Here is a 16,541-nt window from a genome sequence, read left to right as displayed (position 1 = left end):
GAGATTAATCTATAGACTTGATCAAGTTACATGACCGGTGGGAACATTTCGTGTGCGTCCCGCGTTGCGCCGGTCACAAGATGGTTTGCCGCGCCACTTGCCCCCATTGAATGCGTTTTGGGGCGCGCCAAACTGAAGAAGCAGCGCTTGGGTCTCGGGACGGGACCAATCATTTACATATATGCGCCGGACTTCCAATTGAAAGGAGACAGACATGTCGAATGCCTTGCCGCCCCTTCATGAGGGTCATGCCCCCATTACCCTGCAGCAGCTCTTCCGCGAGGCGCTCTACGCCTTCGAGGAATGGGACAGCGAAGTAACCGAGCCGATCGTGACATTCGAGGGGCGTATTCACCCCATCAGCGTCGTGTTCGAAACCATGCGCGAATGCACAGACATCGTGCCCAACAACATCGTCTCGGCGGTAACCGAGCGGCTGACCAAGCCCTGGGAGGGCGAGGGTCCGCTTGACACCATGACCTTTTCGACTGCCGCCCGCGTGATGGGCGTTCTGGTTCGCAAAAGATTGCTGGTCGTGAACAACGGCGTCAACGTCGCTGCTATTGCGGCAGATACCCAGGCGGCGGAAACGTCGGATCGCTAACAGCGAAGATTGTTTATGGAAGGCCCGCTGGCATGTGCCCGCGGGCCTTTTGCGTGTCATCGGCCGCCGACATCGAATTCCGGATCGACGGGGATCTGCATCGCCGTCACGAGATGATTGGTCTGTCCGGCAAGTCCGATAACCGCCAGCAGTTCCCCATGCTGGGCGTCAGTCATGCCCTTTGCTCTGGCGGCTGCGGTATGCGAATGGACGCAATAGGTGCAGCCGTTGGCCGTGGAGACGGCTATGTAGATCATCTCGCGCACGAGCGGATCAAGTGCGCCGTCCGCCACCATGACCGCTTTCAGGCCCTCCCAGGTGCGCTTAAGCAATGCAGGATCATTGGCGAGGCCGCGCCAGAAATTATTGACGAAATCGGATTTTCTTACCGCGCGAATGTCGTCGAACACAGCCTTGACCGCCGGGATTGCCTCGGCTTCCGCATCATCGAGTAACTTGACCGTCGCCATTCCTTATCTCCCTTCATTTCATCAGCTCTCATTATGTGGAACCATAATCTATTTCCTGACGACATGGGCGCGGGAGCTTCCATTATCCTTCCTCTTTTCGTTTGCAAAAGTCATCCATATGTGAAAATACTATTCACATAAGAAGATTGAGGCTGACGCGGGAACCGGTGACGAGGATAGTCCTCAAGGCGGAGAGGCGCTTTGGGCCGGGGTGATGTCGGGGAGCGGGAATATCAATGACACTGAAGAGGGACTTGCCGCTGGCCGGACTTGTCGTCGTCGACATGAGCCAGTTTCTGTCGGGTCCCTATTGCTCGCTGCGGCTGATGGATCTCGGCGCCAGGGTGATCAAGATCGAGCGTCCCGGTGGCGGCGATCTTTCGCGCGGGCTTTATCTCAGCGACGATGAAAGCGGTGATTCGACGATCTTCCACGCGATTAACCGCTCCAAGGAAAGCCTGGCGGTCGATCTGAAAAACGAGCGCGATATGAGCGCGCTGCGCAAGCTGATCTCCAAGGCCGATGTGCTTATTCAGAACTTTCGCCCCGGCGTGATCGAGCGTCTGGGGCTGGATTACGAGGCCGCAAGCAAGCTCAATCCGCGTCTCGTCTATTGCTCGATCAGCGGCTACGGCGAAGAGGGACCATGGGTCGGGCGGCCGGGGCAGGATCTTCTGGCGCAATCGCGTTCCGGCGTCATGTGGCTGAATGGCGACGAGGGACAAGGGCCGGTGCCTTTTGGTCTCGCGATCGGCGATATGCTGGCGGGTGCGGCTGCCGCCCAGGGTATTTTGGCGGCGCTGGTGCGGCGTGGCGTTACGGGCGAGGGTGGACTGGTGGAGACCAGCCTGCTGGAAGCTCTGGTCGATCTGCAGGTCGAGGTGCTGAGCGTTCACATGAATAATGGCTATAAGCTGCCCAAGCGCTCCCATGTTCGCAGCGCCCATGCCTATCTTTCCGCCCCCTATGGCGTCTATCCCGCCGCCGACGGCTATCTCGCCATCGCTATGACGCCGATTTCCAAACTTGCCGATCTGCTCGGGATAGACGAGCTTGCGGCCTATCGCGATCATGAGAAAAGCTGGTTCACGGCGCGCGATGAAATCAAAGCGCTGATCGCTGCGCGCATCGCCAGCCGCAATGTTGACGACTGGCTAGCGATCCTCGAACCTGCCGACATCTGGTGCGCAAAAGTGCTGAACTGGCCGGAGCTTCTGGGCAGTGAAGGTTTTCGCGTTCTCGACATGCTGCAGACGATCAGGCGCGATGATGGCGTCAGCCTGCGTACCACCCGCTCGCCTATCCGTATCGATGGGCAGCGACCGAAATTCGAGCGTGCGGCCCCGCACGTTGGCGAGCATAATGCGGCACTCTGGGAGGAGTTCGACCTTGGCTGAAGGGGTCGAGAGGTCGCGATGGATTTAGAAGGAGTTTTCCAATGACGCGCATCACCAATCTTCGCGTTTTCGATTTGCGCTTCCCGACATCGCAGAGCCTCGACGGTTCGGATGCGATGAATCCAGATCCGGATTATTCGGCAGCCTATGTCATTCTCGAGACCGACAGACCAGGTCTTGCCGGTCACGGCCTGACCTTCACCATTGGCCGTGGCAACGACATCTGCTGCATGGCGATCGAGGCGATGCGGCATCTTGTCGTCGGCACGGAGCTTGCGACGGTTCTGGAAAACCCCGGCAAATACTGGCGGCATCTGACCAGCGACAGCCAGCTGCGCTGGATCGGCCCGGAGAAGGGCGCGATGCATCTGGCGACGGGCGCGGTCGTCAATGCTGTCTGGGATCTGCTTGCCAAGGAGGCCGGCAAGCCGGTCTGGCGGCTAGTTTCGGAGATGGATGCCGAGCAGATCGCCGATATCGTCGATTATCGTTACCTGACCGATGTGCTGACCCGCGACGAGGCCGTCGCTATCCTGAAGAAGGCGGAAGCCGGCAAGGCGGACCGCATCGCCACGCTCGAGCGCGAGGGCTATGCCTGCTACACGACATCTGCCGGCTGGCTCGGCTATGACGATGCCAAGCTGCGCCGCCTGTGCCAGGAGGCGATCGACGCCGGTTTCAACCATGTGAAGATGAAGGTCGGCCGCGATCTCGAAGACGATATCCGCCGCCTGACCATTGCCCGCGAAGTGATCGGCCCCGACCGTTATCTCATGATTGACGCCAACCAGGTCTGGGAAGTCAATCAGGCGATCGACTGGGTGAAGAAGCTCGCCTTCGCCAAACCCTTCTTCATCGAAGAACCCACAAGCCCGGATGATGTTGCGGGACACCGCAAGATCCGCCAGGCCATCGGGCCGGTGAAGGTCGCGACCGGCGAGATGTGCCAGAACCGCATCATGTTCAAGCAGTTCATCGCCGAGGGCGCGATCGATATCGTGCAGATCGATTCCTGCCGCATGGGCGGTCTCAACGAAGTGCTGGCGGTGCTGCTGATCGCCGCCAAGTATGGATTGCCGGTCTGGCCGCATGCCGGCGGCGTTGGCCTGTGTGAATATGTGCAGCACCTGTCGATGATCGATTATATCGCCGTCTCGGGCACCAAGGACGGCCGCGTGATCGAGTATGTCGATCATCTGCACGAGCATTTCATCGACCCCTGCATCATCCGCGACGCAGCCTATATGCCGCCGAGCCTGCCGGGTTTCTCGATCGAGATGAAGCCGGAATCGATCGCGGAATATACGTTCAAGGGTTGAAACTGCTGGCTTGCTCGAAGCAGAAGCCCGCCATCTGGCGGGCTTTTGTCGTTTACATTCGGAAGATCCGCCTCAGGCGGATTTGTTCAACCAAGCCTGAATAACGGGCACGTCCGCATCGTCAAACTCGTGACCGCCTGGAACTGTTGCAAGCTCAACCACGGCGCCGCCATTCCGCAGACGTTTGGCTAGCGGTTGAGTATAGGGACCATACAGATCCTTCTCTCCGGCAACCAACAGCACCTGGGCATCCGACATGTCCGCTGCAGGCGGATTTTCGAGGGCCGCCATGGAGCGCAGCAGCACCGTGCGGCGGATAAGGTGCGGGTGCAGCGACAGCATGGCGTTCAGCAGGTTGGCGCCGTTCGAATAGCCGATATAAACGATGCGGTCCGGATCAAGCCCGTAGGCATGGACCGCGCCATCAATGAAGGCGGCAAAGGCTTCGGCCTCGCTGGCGATATCGGCCTGATCGAAGGACATCGGCCCATTGCGGCGGAACCAGCGCGGGGCGCCTTCCTCGAGTGCACGGCCACGTACGCTGAGCAAGGTCGCGTCGGCATCGATCTTGTGACCGAGCGGCAGCATGGTTGTTTCGTTGGCACCCGAGCCGTGCAGCAGGACGAAGATGTTGCCGTTGGGCTCATCGGGCGTGAAGAAGCGATGGATGAAGGGCAGATCGCGATAGATGACGCGGGGCTCGCCGGGCATGGAGAACTGCGGCAGAATCACGTTCAGCTCGGCCAAAAGCTTCGGACTGTCGCCGGGAGCGAAGAGGCGCGTGCCAAGCGTTGCCTCGTCCTCGTCAATCAACATGCCCGGCGCGTCCGTCGCGAGTTCGAACAGGATACGGCCGGGCTCGCGAACGTAAAGCGAGCGAAAATATTTGCGGTCATGCATCGTCGTCGGCCCGGAATCGATCGCCTGGAGTGCGGTGTGGACCGACTGCAATTCGGCATTGTCCGCGGCGCGAAAGGCGACGTGATCTACCGTGCCCGTGCCCGGGGCGCTTGCCCAGAAACCGCGGGCATCGCGGATATCGAGGATATCGCCGGGCTCCGAGACGAGCCGGCTGATCGCTCCGCTGGTGGCAAGCGGACGGTAGTCGAAGTAATCGACCAGCATGGCTCGCGTCTCCTCTGGCGTTTCGGTGAACAGCGTTGCGCCGCGGATGCGGGCAATCGCGTGCTCCTGCGGAATGGTGTCGCTCGTCCAAGGAGCTACGGCCTGCAGCGTGTTCGTTCCCACCAGTTTGACGATGACGCCGTCCGGATCCTTCAGCCGAAGCACAGGCTCGCCGAATTCCTCTGAGGGACCCTCCGGCTTCAGACCGGCGCTCAGGGCGCGTGTCAGCCAGAAGCCGATGCTGGCCGGATCGATGGCGAGCGAGATTTCGCCGACCTGACCGACGCCGGCCCGGCCGGGAGAACCATCTTCCCAAACCAGAAAGGTGATCAGCGAGCCCGGGGAGCCCACGGCATCGCCATAGAGGAGATGAAGCTGCGTGGCATCCTCAAAACCGCCGGTGCGCTTGACGAGGCGCAGGCCGAGGAAGCCGACGTAGAAATCGACATTCGCCTGGACCTTACGTGTGATCAGCGTGATGTGGTGGATGCCGGCGACCATGGGATGCTCCAGACCGTTATTTCGTTCTGGTGGTATTTAGGCTGGCGTCATTGTTCAATGCAATGCGCCGTCCGTGGAGGCACTGTTCACAAAACAGGTTATTGCCTGGCTTGGCAGGCGGCGAGCATCAGTGCTCGCCGAGGCTGTCTTCGGGCGATCTGCGGCGGTGGCCGCTGATTTCCGAACCGGCTGTGCGCGAAAAGCTGGCGTTCCAGATGACTGCGAGAAGCGCAATGGCCGTGACGACAATGAAGGCGACGGAGAAGTCGATCATCTCGGGCTTGGCGTGGCCAAGGAACTGCGTCGAGCCATGCAGGGCAAGGGCGGCGACGCAAATGCCGAGGGACAGCATCAATTGCTGGAAGGTGGAGTAGAAACTCGTGGCAATGCTCATGCGGTCGCGCTCGATCTCGTCATAAGCGATCGTGTTGTAGGCCGTGAACTGGAACGACATGAAGAAGCCGCAGAAGAACAGGATCACGAAAATGACCGGTAGCGGCCAATCCGGCTTGAAGATGGCGCACATGCCGTAACCGAGCGTGCCGATCAGGCCGAAGATGATAAGGGCGGTGCGGAAGCCGAGCGTGCGAAGGATGCGGACCTGCAGCGGCTTCATCGCCATCGAGCCGAGCGCGGTCGCAATGGCGATCTGACCGGCTGCGGCTGCCGAAAGGCCGAAGCCGAGCTGCAGCATCAGCGGAATGAGGAAGGGATGAGCCCCCTGGCTGATACGCGTCAGCGAACCGGCGATGACGGAGGTGCGGAATGTCGGCACCTTCATCAAGGAGAAATCCATGATCGGTGAGGGGTGCTTGCGGGCATGGCGCAAATAGGCGATGCCGAAGAGCAGGCCGATGGAGATCAGGAAGACCGCGAGATAGCCTTCGCCCTCGCGGCTCGACATCTCGAAGCCGAAGAGCAGAGAGCCGAGCGAGATGCCCGAGAGGATGAAGCCCGAGAGATCGAAGCGGCCGGTGCGCGGGCCTTTCACCTCCTCGATGAACATCGTCACCAGGATGAAGCCGATAATGCCGATCGGCACGTTGATGTAGAAGATCCAGCGCCAGTCGAGATAGGTGACGAACATGCCGCCGATCGGCGGGCCGAGAATGGGGCCGACCAGCGCCGGGATCAGCAGCCAGGACATGGCGTTGACCATATCCTTGCGGGCGACGCTGCGCATCAGCACGAGGCGACCCACGGGCAGCATCATCGCGCCGCCGAGACCCTGAAGGAGGCGCGCAATCACGAGGAAGAACAGGTTCGGCGCCTGCGCGCAGAGAAGCGAGCCGACGACGAAGACGGCGATGGCGGATCGGAAGACGGTGCGCGACCCGAAGCGGTCTGCAATCGCGCCGCTGGCGGGAATGAAGATCGCGAGGCTGAGAAGGTATGAAGTCAGCGAGATGCTCATGGCCGGCGCGCTGACGCCGAAGTCTCTCGCCATGGTCGGAAGGGCTGTTGCGAGCACGGTCGCGTCAAGCTGTTCCATGAACATTGCGCTTGCTACGATAAGCGCTACTACACGAAAATTCGGTGCGGCCCGCCTGACGGGGGCGGCCTGGAATATCTGATCCGACATTGTCGGGGATCGCTCTCGATGGTGCGGTGGGGTCCTAAGACAGAACCGCAAGTCTGGTCATGGCGCGAAGGCCTATTTGAACGGCGGCTTGTATACTCCTGCTTGCACGCGATTGCTATATCAGAAATCGCAAATCCCATTCATGGGATGAAAAAAATGACGCACATGCAGGGGCAAACGGCATCAAATGAACGTGAGGTGAATGAATAGGCGCGATATCGCGCCGAAATGCTCACGCTTGGTTTGTTCGCGTAAGATAATGTGCTCGTTTGGCCGGATGCCATAGGCAAAAAGACCGGTGCCAGTTGGTGATGGCACCGATCCGAATCATCGTTTTCAGCAGGCACCGAGGCGATCAGTAGCCTTCGGCCAGCCCCGAGCCGGCGCGGCTGTCCATGGCGCCGTTGTAGCGGGCGCCACCGCCCTTGGCGATGTCGCTGAGGCTCTTGCCGCCCACGAGAATGCCCGCGGCCTGGCCCCAGATCGGCCAGCTATTGTCGACCTGAACCGTATAGCCCATGCCGGTCAAAAGCTTGATCGTATCGGGCGAAAGTGCACGCGGCTCCATGTAGACTTTATCCGGCAGCCATTGGTGATGGATGCGCGGAGCGTCAATGGCTTCCTGAATGTTCATGCCGAAATCGATGACGTTGATGATCGCTTCCAGCGTGATGGTGATGATGCGCGAGCCGCCGGGGCTGCCGATCACCATGAAGGGCTTGCCGTCCTTGGTGACGATCGTCGGGCTCATGGACGATAGCGGCGTCTTCTTCGGCTGGATGGCATTGGCCTCGCCCTGCACCAGGCCGTAAAGATTGGGCACGCCGGGCTTGGAGGTGAAGTCGTCCATCTCGTTGTTCAGGAGGATGCCCGTGCCGGGCGCAACGACGCCGGCGCCGAAGGAGCCGTTCAGCGTATAGGTGACGGCGACGGCATTGCCGTCATTGTCGATGATCGAATAATGCGTCGTCTCGTGGCTTTCACCGAGGCCTTTCGGCATCAGATCCTTGGAGACGCCGGCCTTATAGGGGGAGATGCCATCGTGGATCTTCTGGGCATAGGCCTTGTCCAGCAGCTTGTTGACGGGATTGTCGACGAAATCGGGATCGCCGAGCGCCGAGTTGCGATCGACATAGGCGTAGCGCATGGCTTCGACCATGTAATGGACCGTGTCGGCTGAGGCATAACCGGTATAGGAGAGCGGGTAGCCTTCCAGCACGTTGAGGATTTCGCAGATGATGACGCCGCCGGAGGAGGGCGGCGGCGAGGAGATGATCTCGTAGCCGCGATAATTGCACTTCACGGGCTCGAGTTCGCGGACCTTGTATTGTTCGAAATCCTGGTTTGCGAGAATGCCGCCCTTGTCCTGGCTTGCCTTGACGATGGCGTTGGCGACCGGCCCTTTATAGAAGCCATCCGGCCCCTGATCGGAAATGCCTGATAGGGCATTGGCGAGATCCGGCTGCACCAACTTGTCGCCCGTGACAAAGGGTTTGCCGTCCGACTTGGTAAAGATCGCGGCGGTGGCCGGATCGCGCGACAGCCACTTCTTGCCCTCATTCAGTTCGGCGGCGTCGGCCTGGTTCAGCGTGAAGCCTTCCTTGGCATAGCGAATGGCCGGCGCGATCAGATCCTGGCGGGACTTTGTGCCGTATTTCTCGCGGGCGGTCTCGAAGCCCATGACCGAGCCGGGGACACCCACGGCGAGATAGCCATCCGTGCTGGCGCCTTTGACGATATTGCCCTTGTCGTCGAGATACATGCCTTTGGTCGCCGCCAGGGGTGCGCGTTCGCGAAAATCGAGAAAGGTCGTCTTGCCGTCGCGCATGCGGATGGTCATGAAGCCACCGCCGCCGATATTGCCGGCGGTCGGGTAGACCACCGCCAGCGCATAGCCGACTGCAACGGCGGCATCGACGGCGTTGCCGCCGTTCTTCAGCACCTCGACGCCGACATCGGTGGCGAGATGTTGAGCGGTGACCACCATGCCATGCTCCGCCTCGACCGGTGGCGGCGCGGCAGCTCTGGCGGTGACGGAAAAGAGAGCAAATGTGACCAGGGTTACCGACGAAATCGCCCGCTGGCGGAAGTGGCGCATGATGAGTATGCCTCCCATTATTATCTTGATGGAAAATCGCCAACGAATGACATGGCGTCGTGCATGAAAATGGCGATATCCGCTGTCACAATTTTTTAATGGAGCGGATCCCGCCATGGGCCGGAATCCGATCAGCTATGTCTTCCATGCACTACTACGGATAATTTTGGTCCTCCTGCCACGCAGAAAAACGCTTCGCACTTGCAATATTCTTTTATTAGTTGAATCTATTTTAGATTGTCGCTTGTCGAGGCGAGTGTTGCGTGGAGGGTAATCATGGCCGTGACGAAGCTCGAGCAATGGAAGAGCGAGCGCAGGATCAAGAGCAGGCCATTCATCGTTGGCGAAAGGACGCATGTCGTGGAAATCGAATGCGACCATTGCAGCCGACATTTCCTTCGATGGGCATCGACGGCAGCCGCCTATTGGCGCTGTGACGATTGCGCCGCAATTATTTAAGCTACCCGTTCCGGGAGCTACAGGATCAGGATGGCGCGGAAGTCGTTGACGTTCGTTCCCGTGGGGCCGGGGACGAAGAGATCACCGATCGCATTGAACGCCGTCCAGGCATCATTGTTCGCCAGCATTTCGGCCGGCACCATTCCGGCTTCACGCAAACGCGCCACCGTACCCGCATCGGCAAAGGCGCCGGCATTGTCCTCGCTGCCGTCGATGCCGTCCGTATCCGCGGCCATGGCATGAATGCCGGCGTGACCGTCGATATCGATGGCGAGCGACAACAGGAACTCCGAGTTTCTTCCGCCCTTGCCGTTGCCCTTCAAGGTCACCGTCGTTTCGCCGCCTGACAGTAGCACGATCGGCTTGGCGAAGGGGCGGTTGCGATGGAGCACCTCGCGGGCGATGGCGGCGTGGACATGCGCGGCTTCGCGGGCTTCGCCCTCGATGGCGTCGGAGAGAATGGCGGTTTCGATGCCGGCTGCGCGTGCCGCTTCCGCAGCCGCCTCGAGGGAAACGCTGGCCGACGCGATGATATGGACTTCATTGCCGTCAAAGCGCGGATCGTCCGGACGCGGCGCATCGGCGTCTCCCTTCTCGATATGGGCGAGAACGGCCGGTGGTAGGTCGATGCGGTAGAGACGGATGAGGTCGAGCGCGTCAGCGCGCGTGCCCGCGCCCGGTACGGTCGGGCCGGAGGCCACCAGGGCAGGGTCGTCGCCTGGAATGTCCGAGACGACGAGCGAGACGACTTTGGCGGGATGGGCCGCGGCAGCCAGCCGGCCGCCCTTGATGGTCGACAGATGCTTGCGAATGACATTCATCGCGGAGATCGGTGCGCCGGAGGCAAGCAGGGCCTTGTTGACGGCGATCTCATCGGCAAGGTTCAAGCCGCCAGCGGGCGAGGGTAGCAACGCCGAGCCGCCTCCTGATATTAGTGCGATTACCAGATCGTCCTCTGTGAGGCCATCAACGAGTTTCAGTAGCCGGCGGGAGGCGGTTAGGCCCGCCTCATCCGGCACGGGGTGGGCTGCTTCGACGATCTCGATCTGCCGGCACGGGGCAGAAAATCCGTATCGCGTCACGACAAGGCCTTCCAGCGGGCCTTCCCAGCATTGCTCCAGCGCGGCGGCCATTTGGGCAGATCCCTTGCCGGCGCCGATAACGATCGTCCGGCCCTTCGGTCTGGCAGGCAAATGCGCGCGGATGCCCGTCAGCGGATCGGCGGCGCGCACGGCTGCATCGAACAGCGAGGTCAGGAAGGCGCGGGGATCGGAAACGGTCATGTCGAACTGCCTGTCTGCGATGTACTTGTAACCATTTGGTGGCTTAACTGGAGGAAAGACGCAAGAGGCAGGAACCGCAATTGTGTCTTGCGCGACGAATCCCTATTTAGAAGGAAAGGGTTTCACGCTTTTATTTCAAGGATTTTCGATATGGCCGAATTGAAAGTGAAGACGAGGCAGACGGGCGCAACCGCTACGGTCGGCCGCACCGGCTTTCCGCATGTGACCTCGGTGACGGGCGGCGAAATCGACATCGTCACCTCGCCGTCGCAGCCCGGTTTCAATCCGCTCGATCTGCTCTACTCGTCGCTCTCGGCCTGCCTGGTCTTGAGCGCCCGCATGGCGGCAAGCAGCCTCGGCGTACTCGACAAGCTCACCGAAGTCACTGCCGTCGTCACGGGTGAGAAGGCGACCGAAGGCCTCTCTCGCGTGGAGAAGTTCAATATCGCCTTCACCATCAAGGGTGATTTCAGCGATGAAGTCCGCAACGCGATCGCGCATGCCGCCGAAGATGAGATTTGTACGGTGAGCAACACGATCCGCGGCAATCCGCAGTTTTCGACAACGATTTCGGTGTGAGTTTTAGCTCTATCCCGCCCCTGGCGGGCGGGAAAGCAAAATCAGCATTTAGCCGCAAGGCTAAGTGCTAGATTTTGCAAGGGAGGGGGTAGGCAGGTGCGTACCGGCTTTCCTAGTGCAATAGCAACAAGTAACGGACCCCCGCTCTTGCGATTTCAATGGCTTAGAAATTGCGCTGTCATTCTGAATATGTGTGACCTTCCGTGTCGCAATTCCTAAACCAATGACATTGCTTTCTCGCCCGCCAAGGGCGAGATGGTTCGGTGTCCGCCGTTGCCCCTCATTCCGCCGGAAACTCAAACCCTTCAAGATAAGGCCCAAGCTCCGGATCGATATCTACCTTTACCGCATTATTGTAGATCGCCGTCGCGATCATGATGCCGGCGAAGGCGACGAGGTTGGCGAGCGTCGGCTCGTCATAGCGCGCTTTCAACCGCGCCCAAATCTCTTCGGGAATGGCGTTGGAATCCTTGACGATCGCCTTGCCGAATTCGATCAGCAGCGCCTCGTCTTCGCTCGGTACGATCGTTTCCGGCGTCAGGCCGGCATTGATCAATGCGCGCCGGAAGAAGCCGACCGGAATGATCGAGCGGCATTCGAGCGCTATGGCATGGCAGAGCAGCCAGACGGCACGATCGTCCAGCGCCGGGCGGAATTCCTCGCGCAAAGGAAACCATTCCGCATAGATGCGATGCGCCACCGGCGAGTGCAGCAATGTCCGCTTCATATTCGTCATGCGGCCGCGCAATTGCATTTCGCGATCGTGTTCGGCTCGCACGGCTTCGGAAGCGGTCTCGTAGTCGATCGGGGTGATATGGCTCATGTCACTCTCTTTTACCGGGGCTCTGTTACTGTGCTGCCGCTGCCGATTTCGTGAAGAAGCGGTTTTCCGGGTGCGGCAGGCCGAGGTGTTCGCGCAATGTCGTGCCTTCGTAGTCGCGGCGGAAGATGCCGCGGCGCTGCAGCTCTGGAACGACGCGCGTGGTCACGTCAAGCAGGCCTTGCGGCAGGAAGGGGAAGACGACGTTGAAACCGTCCGAGCCTTCCTCGTACAGCCATTGCTCCATCTCATCGGCGATGCTCTCAGGCGTGCCGACGAAGGCGAGGCCGGCATAGCCGCCGAGGCGCTGGGCAAGCTGGCGCACGGTAAGCTTTTCGGCTTCGGCAAGGGCGATGACGCGCTCGCGGCCGCTCTTGCTGGCATTGGTCTCCGGAATTTCCGGCAGCGGGCCATCCGGATCGAACTTGGAAGCATCGTGTCCCAACGCGATCGATAGGGATGCGATGGCGCTATCGTAATGGACGAGGCTGTCGAGCTTTGCCCGCTTGGCCTTTGCTTCCTCGGTTGTGTCGCCGACGACGATGAAGGCGGCGGGCAGGATCTTCAGATGATCCGGATTGCGGCCGATCGCCTTCATGCGTCCCTTGATATCGGCAAAGATCGACTTGCCGTCGGCAAGGTTTCGGGGTGCTGCGAAGACGGCTTCAGCCGTTTCGGCGGCAAGCTGGCGGCCGGCATCCGATTGCCCGGCCTGAACAATGACGGGCCAGCCCTGCGGCGGGCGGGCGATGTTGAGTGGGCCGCGAACGCTCAGTTCCTCGCCCTTGTGCCCGAGGACATGCATCCGCTCGGGATCGAAGAAGATGCCGCTTTCGGGATCGCGGATGAAAGCATCGTCGGCAAAGCTGTCCCAGAGGCCGGTGACGACGTCGTAGAATTCGCGGGCGCGATGGTAGCGCTCGCCATGTTCCATATGCTCTTCGAGGCCGAAATTAAGGGCGGCATCGGGATTAGACGTCGTGACGATATTCCAGCCGGCGCGGCCGCCGCTGATGTGATCGAGCGAGGCGAAGCGGCGGGCGATGTGATAGGGCAGGTCGAAGGTGGTTGACGCAGTTGCAACGAGGCCGATCCTGTCGGTGACGGCGGCCAGCGCCGAAAGCAGGGTGAAGGGCTCGAACGAGGTAACCGTCTGGCTGCGCTTCAAAGCCTCGATCGGCATGTTGAGGACCGCGAGGTGATCAGCCATGAAGAAGGCGTCGAATTTCGCTTTCTCCAGTTCCTGCGCGAAGCTCTTGATGTGCTGGAAGTTGAAGTTGGCGTCCGGATAGGCGCCGGGATAACGCCAGGCACCGGTATGCAGGCTGACGGGGCGCATGAATGCCCCGAGCTTCAATTGCTTCTGTTCGGTCATCGGCTCTCTCTCGAAAATCGCCAGGCCGTCATGAAGTGGCGACGGCATTGCCCGTAGGGTAATGCACTACGACGTAGGCGTGCTGGCCGCGCATTCAAAGAGCCGATTTCATTTATTTGATCGCTTTCGCGGAATATTCATCCGGCCGCGACTTCGGGGTTGTTCTGTCCGGCAAAAACCTTGACCAGCCAGTCTATGAAGACGCGAACTCGCGGCGAAAGCTGGCGGCTGCGCGGATAGAGCATCGAGACGGGCGTCCTTGTCGGTGGATAATCCTTCAGCACATGCAGCAGTTGACCTGATCGTAGGGCTTCTTCTGCGTGATAGCGCGGGACCTGGATCAGGCCGAGGCCGAGCTTGGCCGCGGCGAAATAGCTCTCGGCAGCGTTGACGGAGATGGTGGCCGGTAGGGTGATTTCGCGCACGGCGCCGTCGATCTGGAATTCCAGCGGCAGCAATCCGCCCGTTGCGGAGGAGCGGAAGCCGACCATGCGGTGGCCGTCGAGCGTCTCCGGATGGGCGGGCATGCCGAAGCGCTCAACATACGCGGGCGCCGCAAGCGTCACTTCTTCCAGCATGGCGACGCGGCGGCCGACCATGTCGCTATCCTGCAGCGTGCCGACGCGCAGCACGCAATCGATCCCCTCGCGGATGAGATCGACGAACCGGTCGCCCTCGGTGATCTGCAATTCGATATCGGGATAGGTTTCGAGGAAGGAGGGCAGGTTCGGCAGGACGAAGTGCCGCGCAAGCGTTCCATGTACGTCGACGCGCAGGACGCCCTTCGGCTTCGCCCCGGCAAAGGCGCCCTCGGCATCCTCGATATCGGAAAGGATGCGCAGGCAGCGCTGGTAATAGGCCTCGCCATCGAGTGTCGGGCTGACATGCCTTGTCGTGCGCTGCAGCAGGCGCACGCCGAGACGCGCCTCGACCTGTTTGATCGCATCCGTCACCGTCGAGCGGGGCAGACCTGTGTCTTCGGCGGCCAGCGTGAAGCTGCGCCGTTCCACGACCCGGCAAAACACCCGCATGGCATCGAATTTGTCCATATTATTTGTTCGCTAAATTCGGATAGTGATGCCGATTATTGGCTGATTATCCGCACCATGAAAAGGGGCATCTTCTCCTCATCGAAACGCGCTGCGGCGCAAAGCAACGAAGGATGAGGAAAATGAGCAGCAATTCTAATAAGGTAGCGATCGTGACAGGCGCATCGCGCGGTATCGGCGCCGCGATCGCCGAGCGTCTGGCCGAGGATGGCTTCACCGTCGTCATCAACTATTCCGGCAGCGAGGTGGCAGCCGAGGAACTGGCCCGCAAGATCGAGGAAAAGGGTGGCAAGGCGCTGACCGCGAAAGCCGATGTCTCCGATGCCGAAGCTGTGCGCCGCATGTTCGACGCAGCCGAAGCTGCCTTCGGTGGTGTCGATGTCCTCGTCAACAATGCCGGCATCATGCAGCTTGCGAAGATCGCCGATGCGGACGACGCCCATTTCGACCGTCATATCGCTATCAACCTCAAGGGCACATTCAATACGTTGCGCGAAGCCGGCAAGCGCCTGCGTGACGGCGGCCGCATCGTCAATTTCTCGACCAGCATCGTCGGCCTAAAGCTCGAAACCTACGGCGTCTATGCCGCAAGCAAGGCCGGCGTCGAGCTTTTGACCGGCATTATGGCGAAGGAACTGCGCGGGCGCTCGATCACGGTCAATGCGGTCGCGCCCGGCCCGACGGCGACGGATCTCTTTTTGAACGGCAAGAGCGACGAGCTGATCGACCGCATGGCCAAGATGAACCCGCTGGAGCGCCTCGGCACGCCGCAGGATATCGCCGCCGCTGTTTCCTTCCTCGTCGGCCCGGATGGCGGCTGGATCAACGGTCAGACGCTGCGCGCCAATGGCGGCATGATCTGAGCCAATCAGGCGGCAGGCAATGCCTGCCGCCTGCCTCCCTCTCTCAATCAATCGTCAGCTAAAGCCAATTCAGCAAAGGAACAGGACCATGAGCAAGCAAGTCATCGTAATCACTGGCGCATCGAGCGGCTTCGGGGCTCTGACAGCACGCGCTCTCGCCAAGGCAGGCCATACTGTCTATGCCGGCATCCGCGAAACCAAGGGGCGCAATGCGCCGCAGGTCGAAGCAGCTGCGGCATTCGCTTCGGAGAACGGCGTCGATCTCAGGACCGTTGAACTGGATGTCGCCTCCGATGCTTCAGTGGAAGCCGGCATTGCCGCTGTTATCGCCGAGCAGGGCCGCATCGACACCATCATACACAATGCCGGCCATATGTCCTTCGGCCCGGCGGAAGCCTTCACGCCCGAGCAGTTTGCCGAGCTCTATGACATCAACGTGCTCAGCACCCAGCGGGTCAATCGAGCCGTGCTGCCTCATATGCGCAGGCAAGGAAAAGGACTGGTCGTTTGGGTCTCCTCGTCCAGCACGCGCGGCGGCACGCCGCCCTATCTCTCGCCCTACTTCGCAGCCAAGGCGGCGATGGATTCGCTTGCGGTTTCCTACGCGTCGGAGCTGACACGCTGGGGCATCGAGACCGCCATCATCGTGCCAGGCGCTTTTACGAAGGGCACCAACCATTTTGCCCATTCCGGTTCGCCGGCAGACAAGGCTCGCGCTGCGGAATATGACAATGGTCCTTATGCCGGCGTTCCCGATCAGGCGCTGAAGGGTCTAGCCTCGCTGGAACCGGCGGATGCCGATGCGGCTTCGGTGGCGACGGCAATCGTTGATATTGTCGACATGCCGTTTGGAACGCGGCCGTTCCGTACCCATATAGATCCTTCAGAGGATGGTGCTGAGATCGTCAATGGTGTTGCCGATCGGGTTCGCGCGGAGCTTTTCCGGCGCATCGGTCTGGAAGACCTGCTGAAGCCGCATGCAAAGGCCTAAGGCCCGCAATCATCCTTGGAACGTGT

General features: G+C 60.5%; 15 protein-coding genes. 7 read left to right on the top strand and 8 right to left on the bottom strand.

The features are described from left to right. The first annotated feature begins 214 nt into the window (after window positions 1-214). The gene (locus tag AC13QY_RS11885; RefSeq protein WP_488493474.1) at window positions 215-604 is read left to right on the top strand and encodes a BRA0787 family protein; all 390 of its coding nucleotides are present in this window, start codon (window positions 215-217) and stop codon (window positions 602-604) included. A gap of 56 nt (window positions 605-660) precedes the next feature. On the opposite strand, the gene AC13QY_RS11880 is transcribed toward AC13QY_RS11885, so the two are convergent. Beyond that, entirely contained in the window at window positions 661-1,074 is a 414-nt protein-coding gene (locus tag AC13QY_RS11880; protein WP_113330323.1) for a carboxymuconolactone decarboxylase family protein, read from the bottom strand. A 236-nt stretch (window positions 1,075-1,310) separates the two neighbouring features. On the opposite strand from AC13QY_RS11880, the gene AC13QY_RS11875 reads away from it, so the two are divergent. Next, a complete protein-coding gene (locus AC13QY_RS11875) occupies window positions 1,311-2,471 on the top strand; it encodes a CaiB/BaiF CoA transferase family protein (protein ID WP_488486949.1) in 1,161 nt (386 codons plus the stop codon). A 41-nt stretch (window positions 2,472-2,512) separates the two neighbouring features. After that, complete coding sequence (locus tag AC13QY_RS11870; RefSeq protein WP_152092570.1) at window positions 2,513-3,790, top strand: L-fuconate dehydratase; 1,278 nt, start codon at window positions 2,513-2,515, stop codon at window positions 3,788-3,790. A 72-nt stretch (window positions 3,791-3,862) separates the two neighbouring features. On the opposite strand, the gene AC13QY_RS11865 is transcribed toward AC13QY_RS11870, so the two are convergent. From AC13QY_RS11865 to ggt, 3 genes are all read right to left on the bottom strand, one after another. Further along, window positions 3,863-5,416, bottom strand: coding sequence for a VOC family protein (locus tag AC13QY_RS11865; protein ID WP_488493473.1), 1,554 nt, complete (start codon window positions 5,414-5,416; stop codon window positions 3,863-3,865). 127 nt (window positions 5,417-5,543) lie between these two features. Then, window positions 5,544-6,998 carry an MFS transporter gene (locus AC13QY_RS11860; protein ID WP_113330319.1) on the bottom strand — a complete coding sequence of 485 codons (1,455 nt, stop codon included), beginning with the start codon at window positions 6,996-6,998 and terminating at the stop codon, window positions 5,544-5,546. Between the two features lie 355 nt (window positions 6,999-7,353). Further along, a complete protein-coding gene (gene ggt / locus AC13QY_RS11855; protein ID WP_113330435.1) occupies window positions 7,354-9,096 on the bottom strand; it encodes a gamma-glutamyltransferase in 1,743 nt (580 codons plus the stop codon). A gap of 276 nt (window positions 9,097-9,372) precedes the next feature. Here ggt and AC13QY_RS11850 point away from each other — a divergent pair, with 276 nt between their 5' ends. Then, entirely contained in the window at window positions 9,373-9,555 is a 183-nt protein-coding gene (locus AC13QY_RS11850) for a hypothetical protein (protein ID WP_113330318.1), read from the top strand. A 17-nt stretch (window positions 9,556-9,572) separates the two neighbouring features. On the opposite strand, the gene AC13QY_RS11845 is transcribed toward AC13QY_RS11850, so the two are convergent. Further along, window positions 9,573-10,838, bottom strand: a complete 1,266-nt coding sequence (locus AC13QY_RS11845) for a glycerate kinase type-2 family protein (protein ID WP_488493472.1) — start codon at window positions 10,836-10,838, stop codon at window positions 9,573-9,575. Between the two features lie 150 nt (window positions 10,839-10,988). Between AC13QY_RS11845 and AC13QY_RS11840 the strand changes: the two genes are divergently transcribed. Then, window positions 10,989-11,417, top strand: a complete 429-nt coding sequence (locus AC13QY_RS11840; RefSeq protein ID WP_488493471.1) for an OsmC family protein — start codon at window positions 10,989-10,991, stop codon at window positions 11,415-11,417. 280 nt (window positions 11,418-11,697) lie between these two features. Here the strand turns inward: AC13QY_RS11840 and AC13QY_RS11835 are convergent, their stop codons facing one another. The 3 genes from AC13QY_RS11835 to AC13QY_RS11825 all read right to left on the bottom strand — a co-directional run bounded on the left by AC13QY_RS11835 (window position 11,698) and on the right by AC13QY_RS11825 (window position 14,661). Beyond that, window positions 11,698-12,240 carry a carboxymuconolactone decarboxylase family protein gene (locus tag AC13QY_RS11835; RefSeq protein ID WP_488493470.1) on the bottom strand — a complete coding sequence of 181 codons (543 nt, stop codon included), beginning with the start codon at window positions 12,238-12,240 and terminating at the stop codon, window positions 11,698-11,700. Between the two features lie 25 nt (window positions 12,241-12,265). Continuing rightward, a complete protein-coding gene (locus AC13QY_RS11830) occupies window positions 12,266-13,612 on the bottom strand; it encodes an LLM class flavin-dependent oxidoreductase (protein ID WP_488493469.1) in 1,347 nt (448 codons plus the stop codon). A gap of 137 nt (window positions 13,613-13,749) precedes the next feature. Beyond that, window positions 13,750-14,661: a LysR family transcriptional regulator gene (locus tag AC13QY_RS11825; RefSeq protein ID WP_488493468.1), complete on the bottom strand. Its 912-nt coding sequence runs from the start codon at window positions 14,659-14,661 to the stop codon at window positions 13,750-13,752. A gap of 122 nt (window positions 14,662-14,783) precedes the next feature. Here AC13QY_RS11825 and AC13QY_RS11820 point away from each other — a divergent pair, with 122 nt between their 5' ends. Next, the gene (locus tag AC13QY_RS11820; protein ID WP_269245071.1) at window positions 14,784-15,524 is read left to right on the top strand and encodes an SDR family oxidoreductase; all 741 of its coding nucleotides are present in this window, start codon (window positions 14,784-14,786) and stop codon (window positions 15,522-15,524) included. An 88-nt stretch (window positions 15,525-15,612) separates the two neighbouring features. Then, the gene (locus tag AC13QY_RS11815) at window positions 15,613-16,515 is read left to right on the top strand and encodes an SDR family oxidoreductase (protein ID WP_269245072.1); all 903 of its coding nucleotides are present in this window, start codon (window positions 15,613-15,615) and stop codon (window positions 16,513-16,515) included. Window positions 16,516-16,541 lie beyond the last annotated feature (26 nt).

The organism is Martinezella sp. CNPSo 3795 (genome assembly GCF_057784475.1).
Note: the sequence above shows the minus strand (reverse complement) of the source record. Positions and strands in the feature narration are given on the sequence as shown.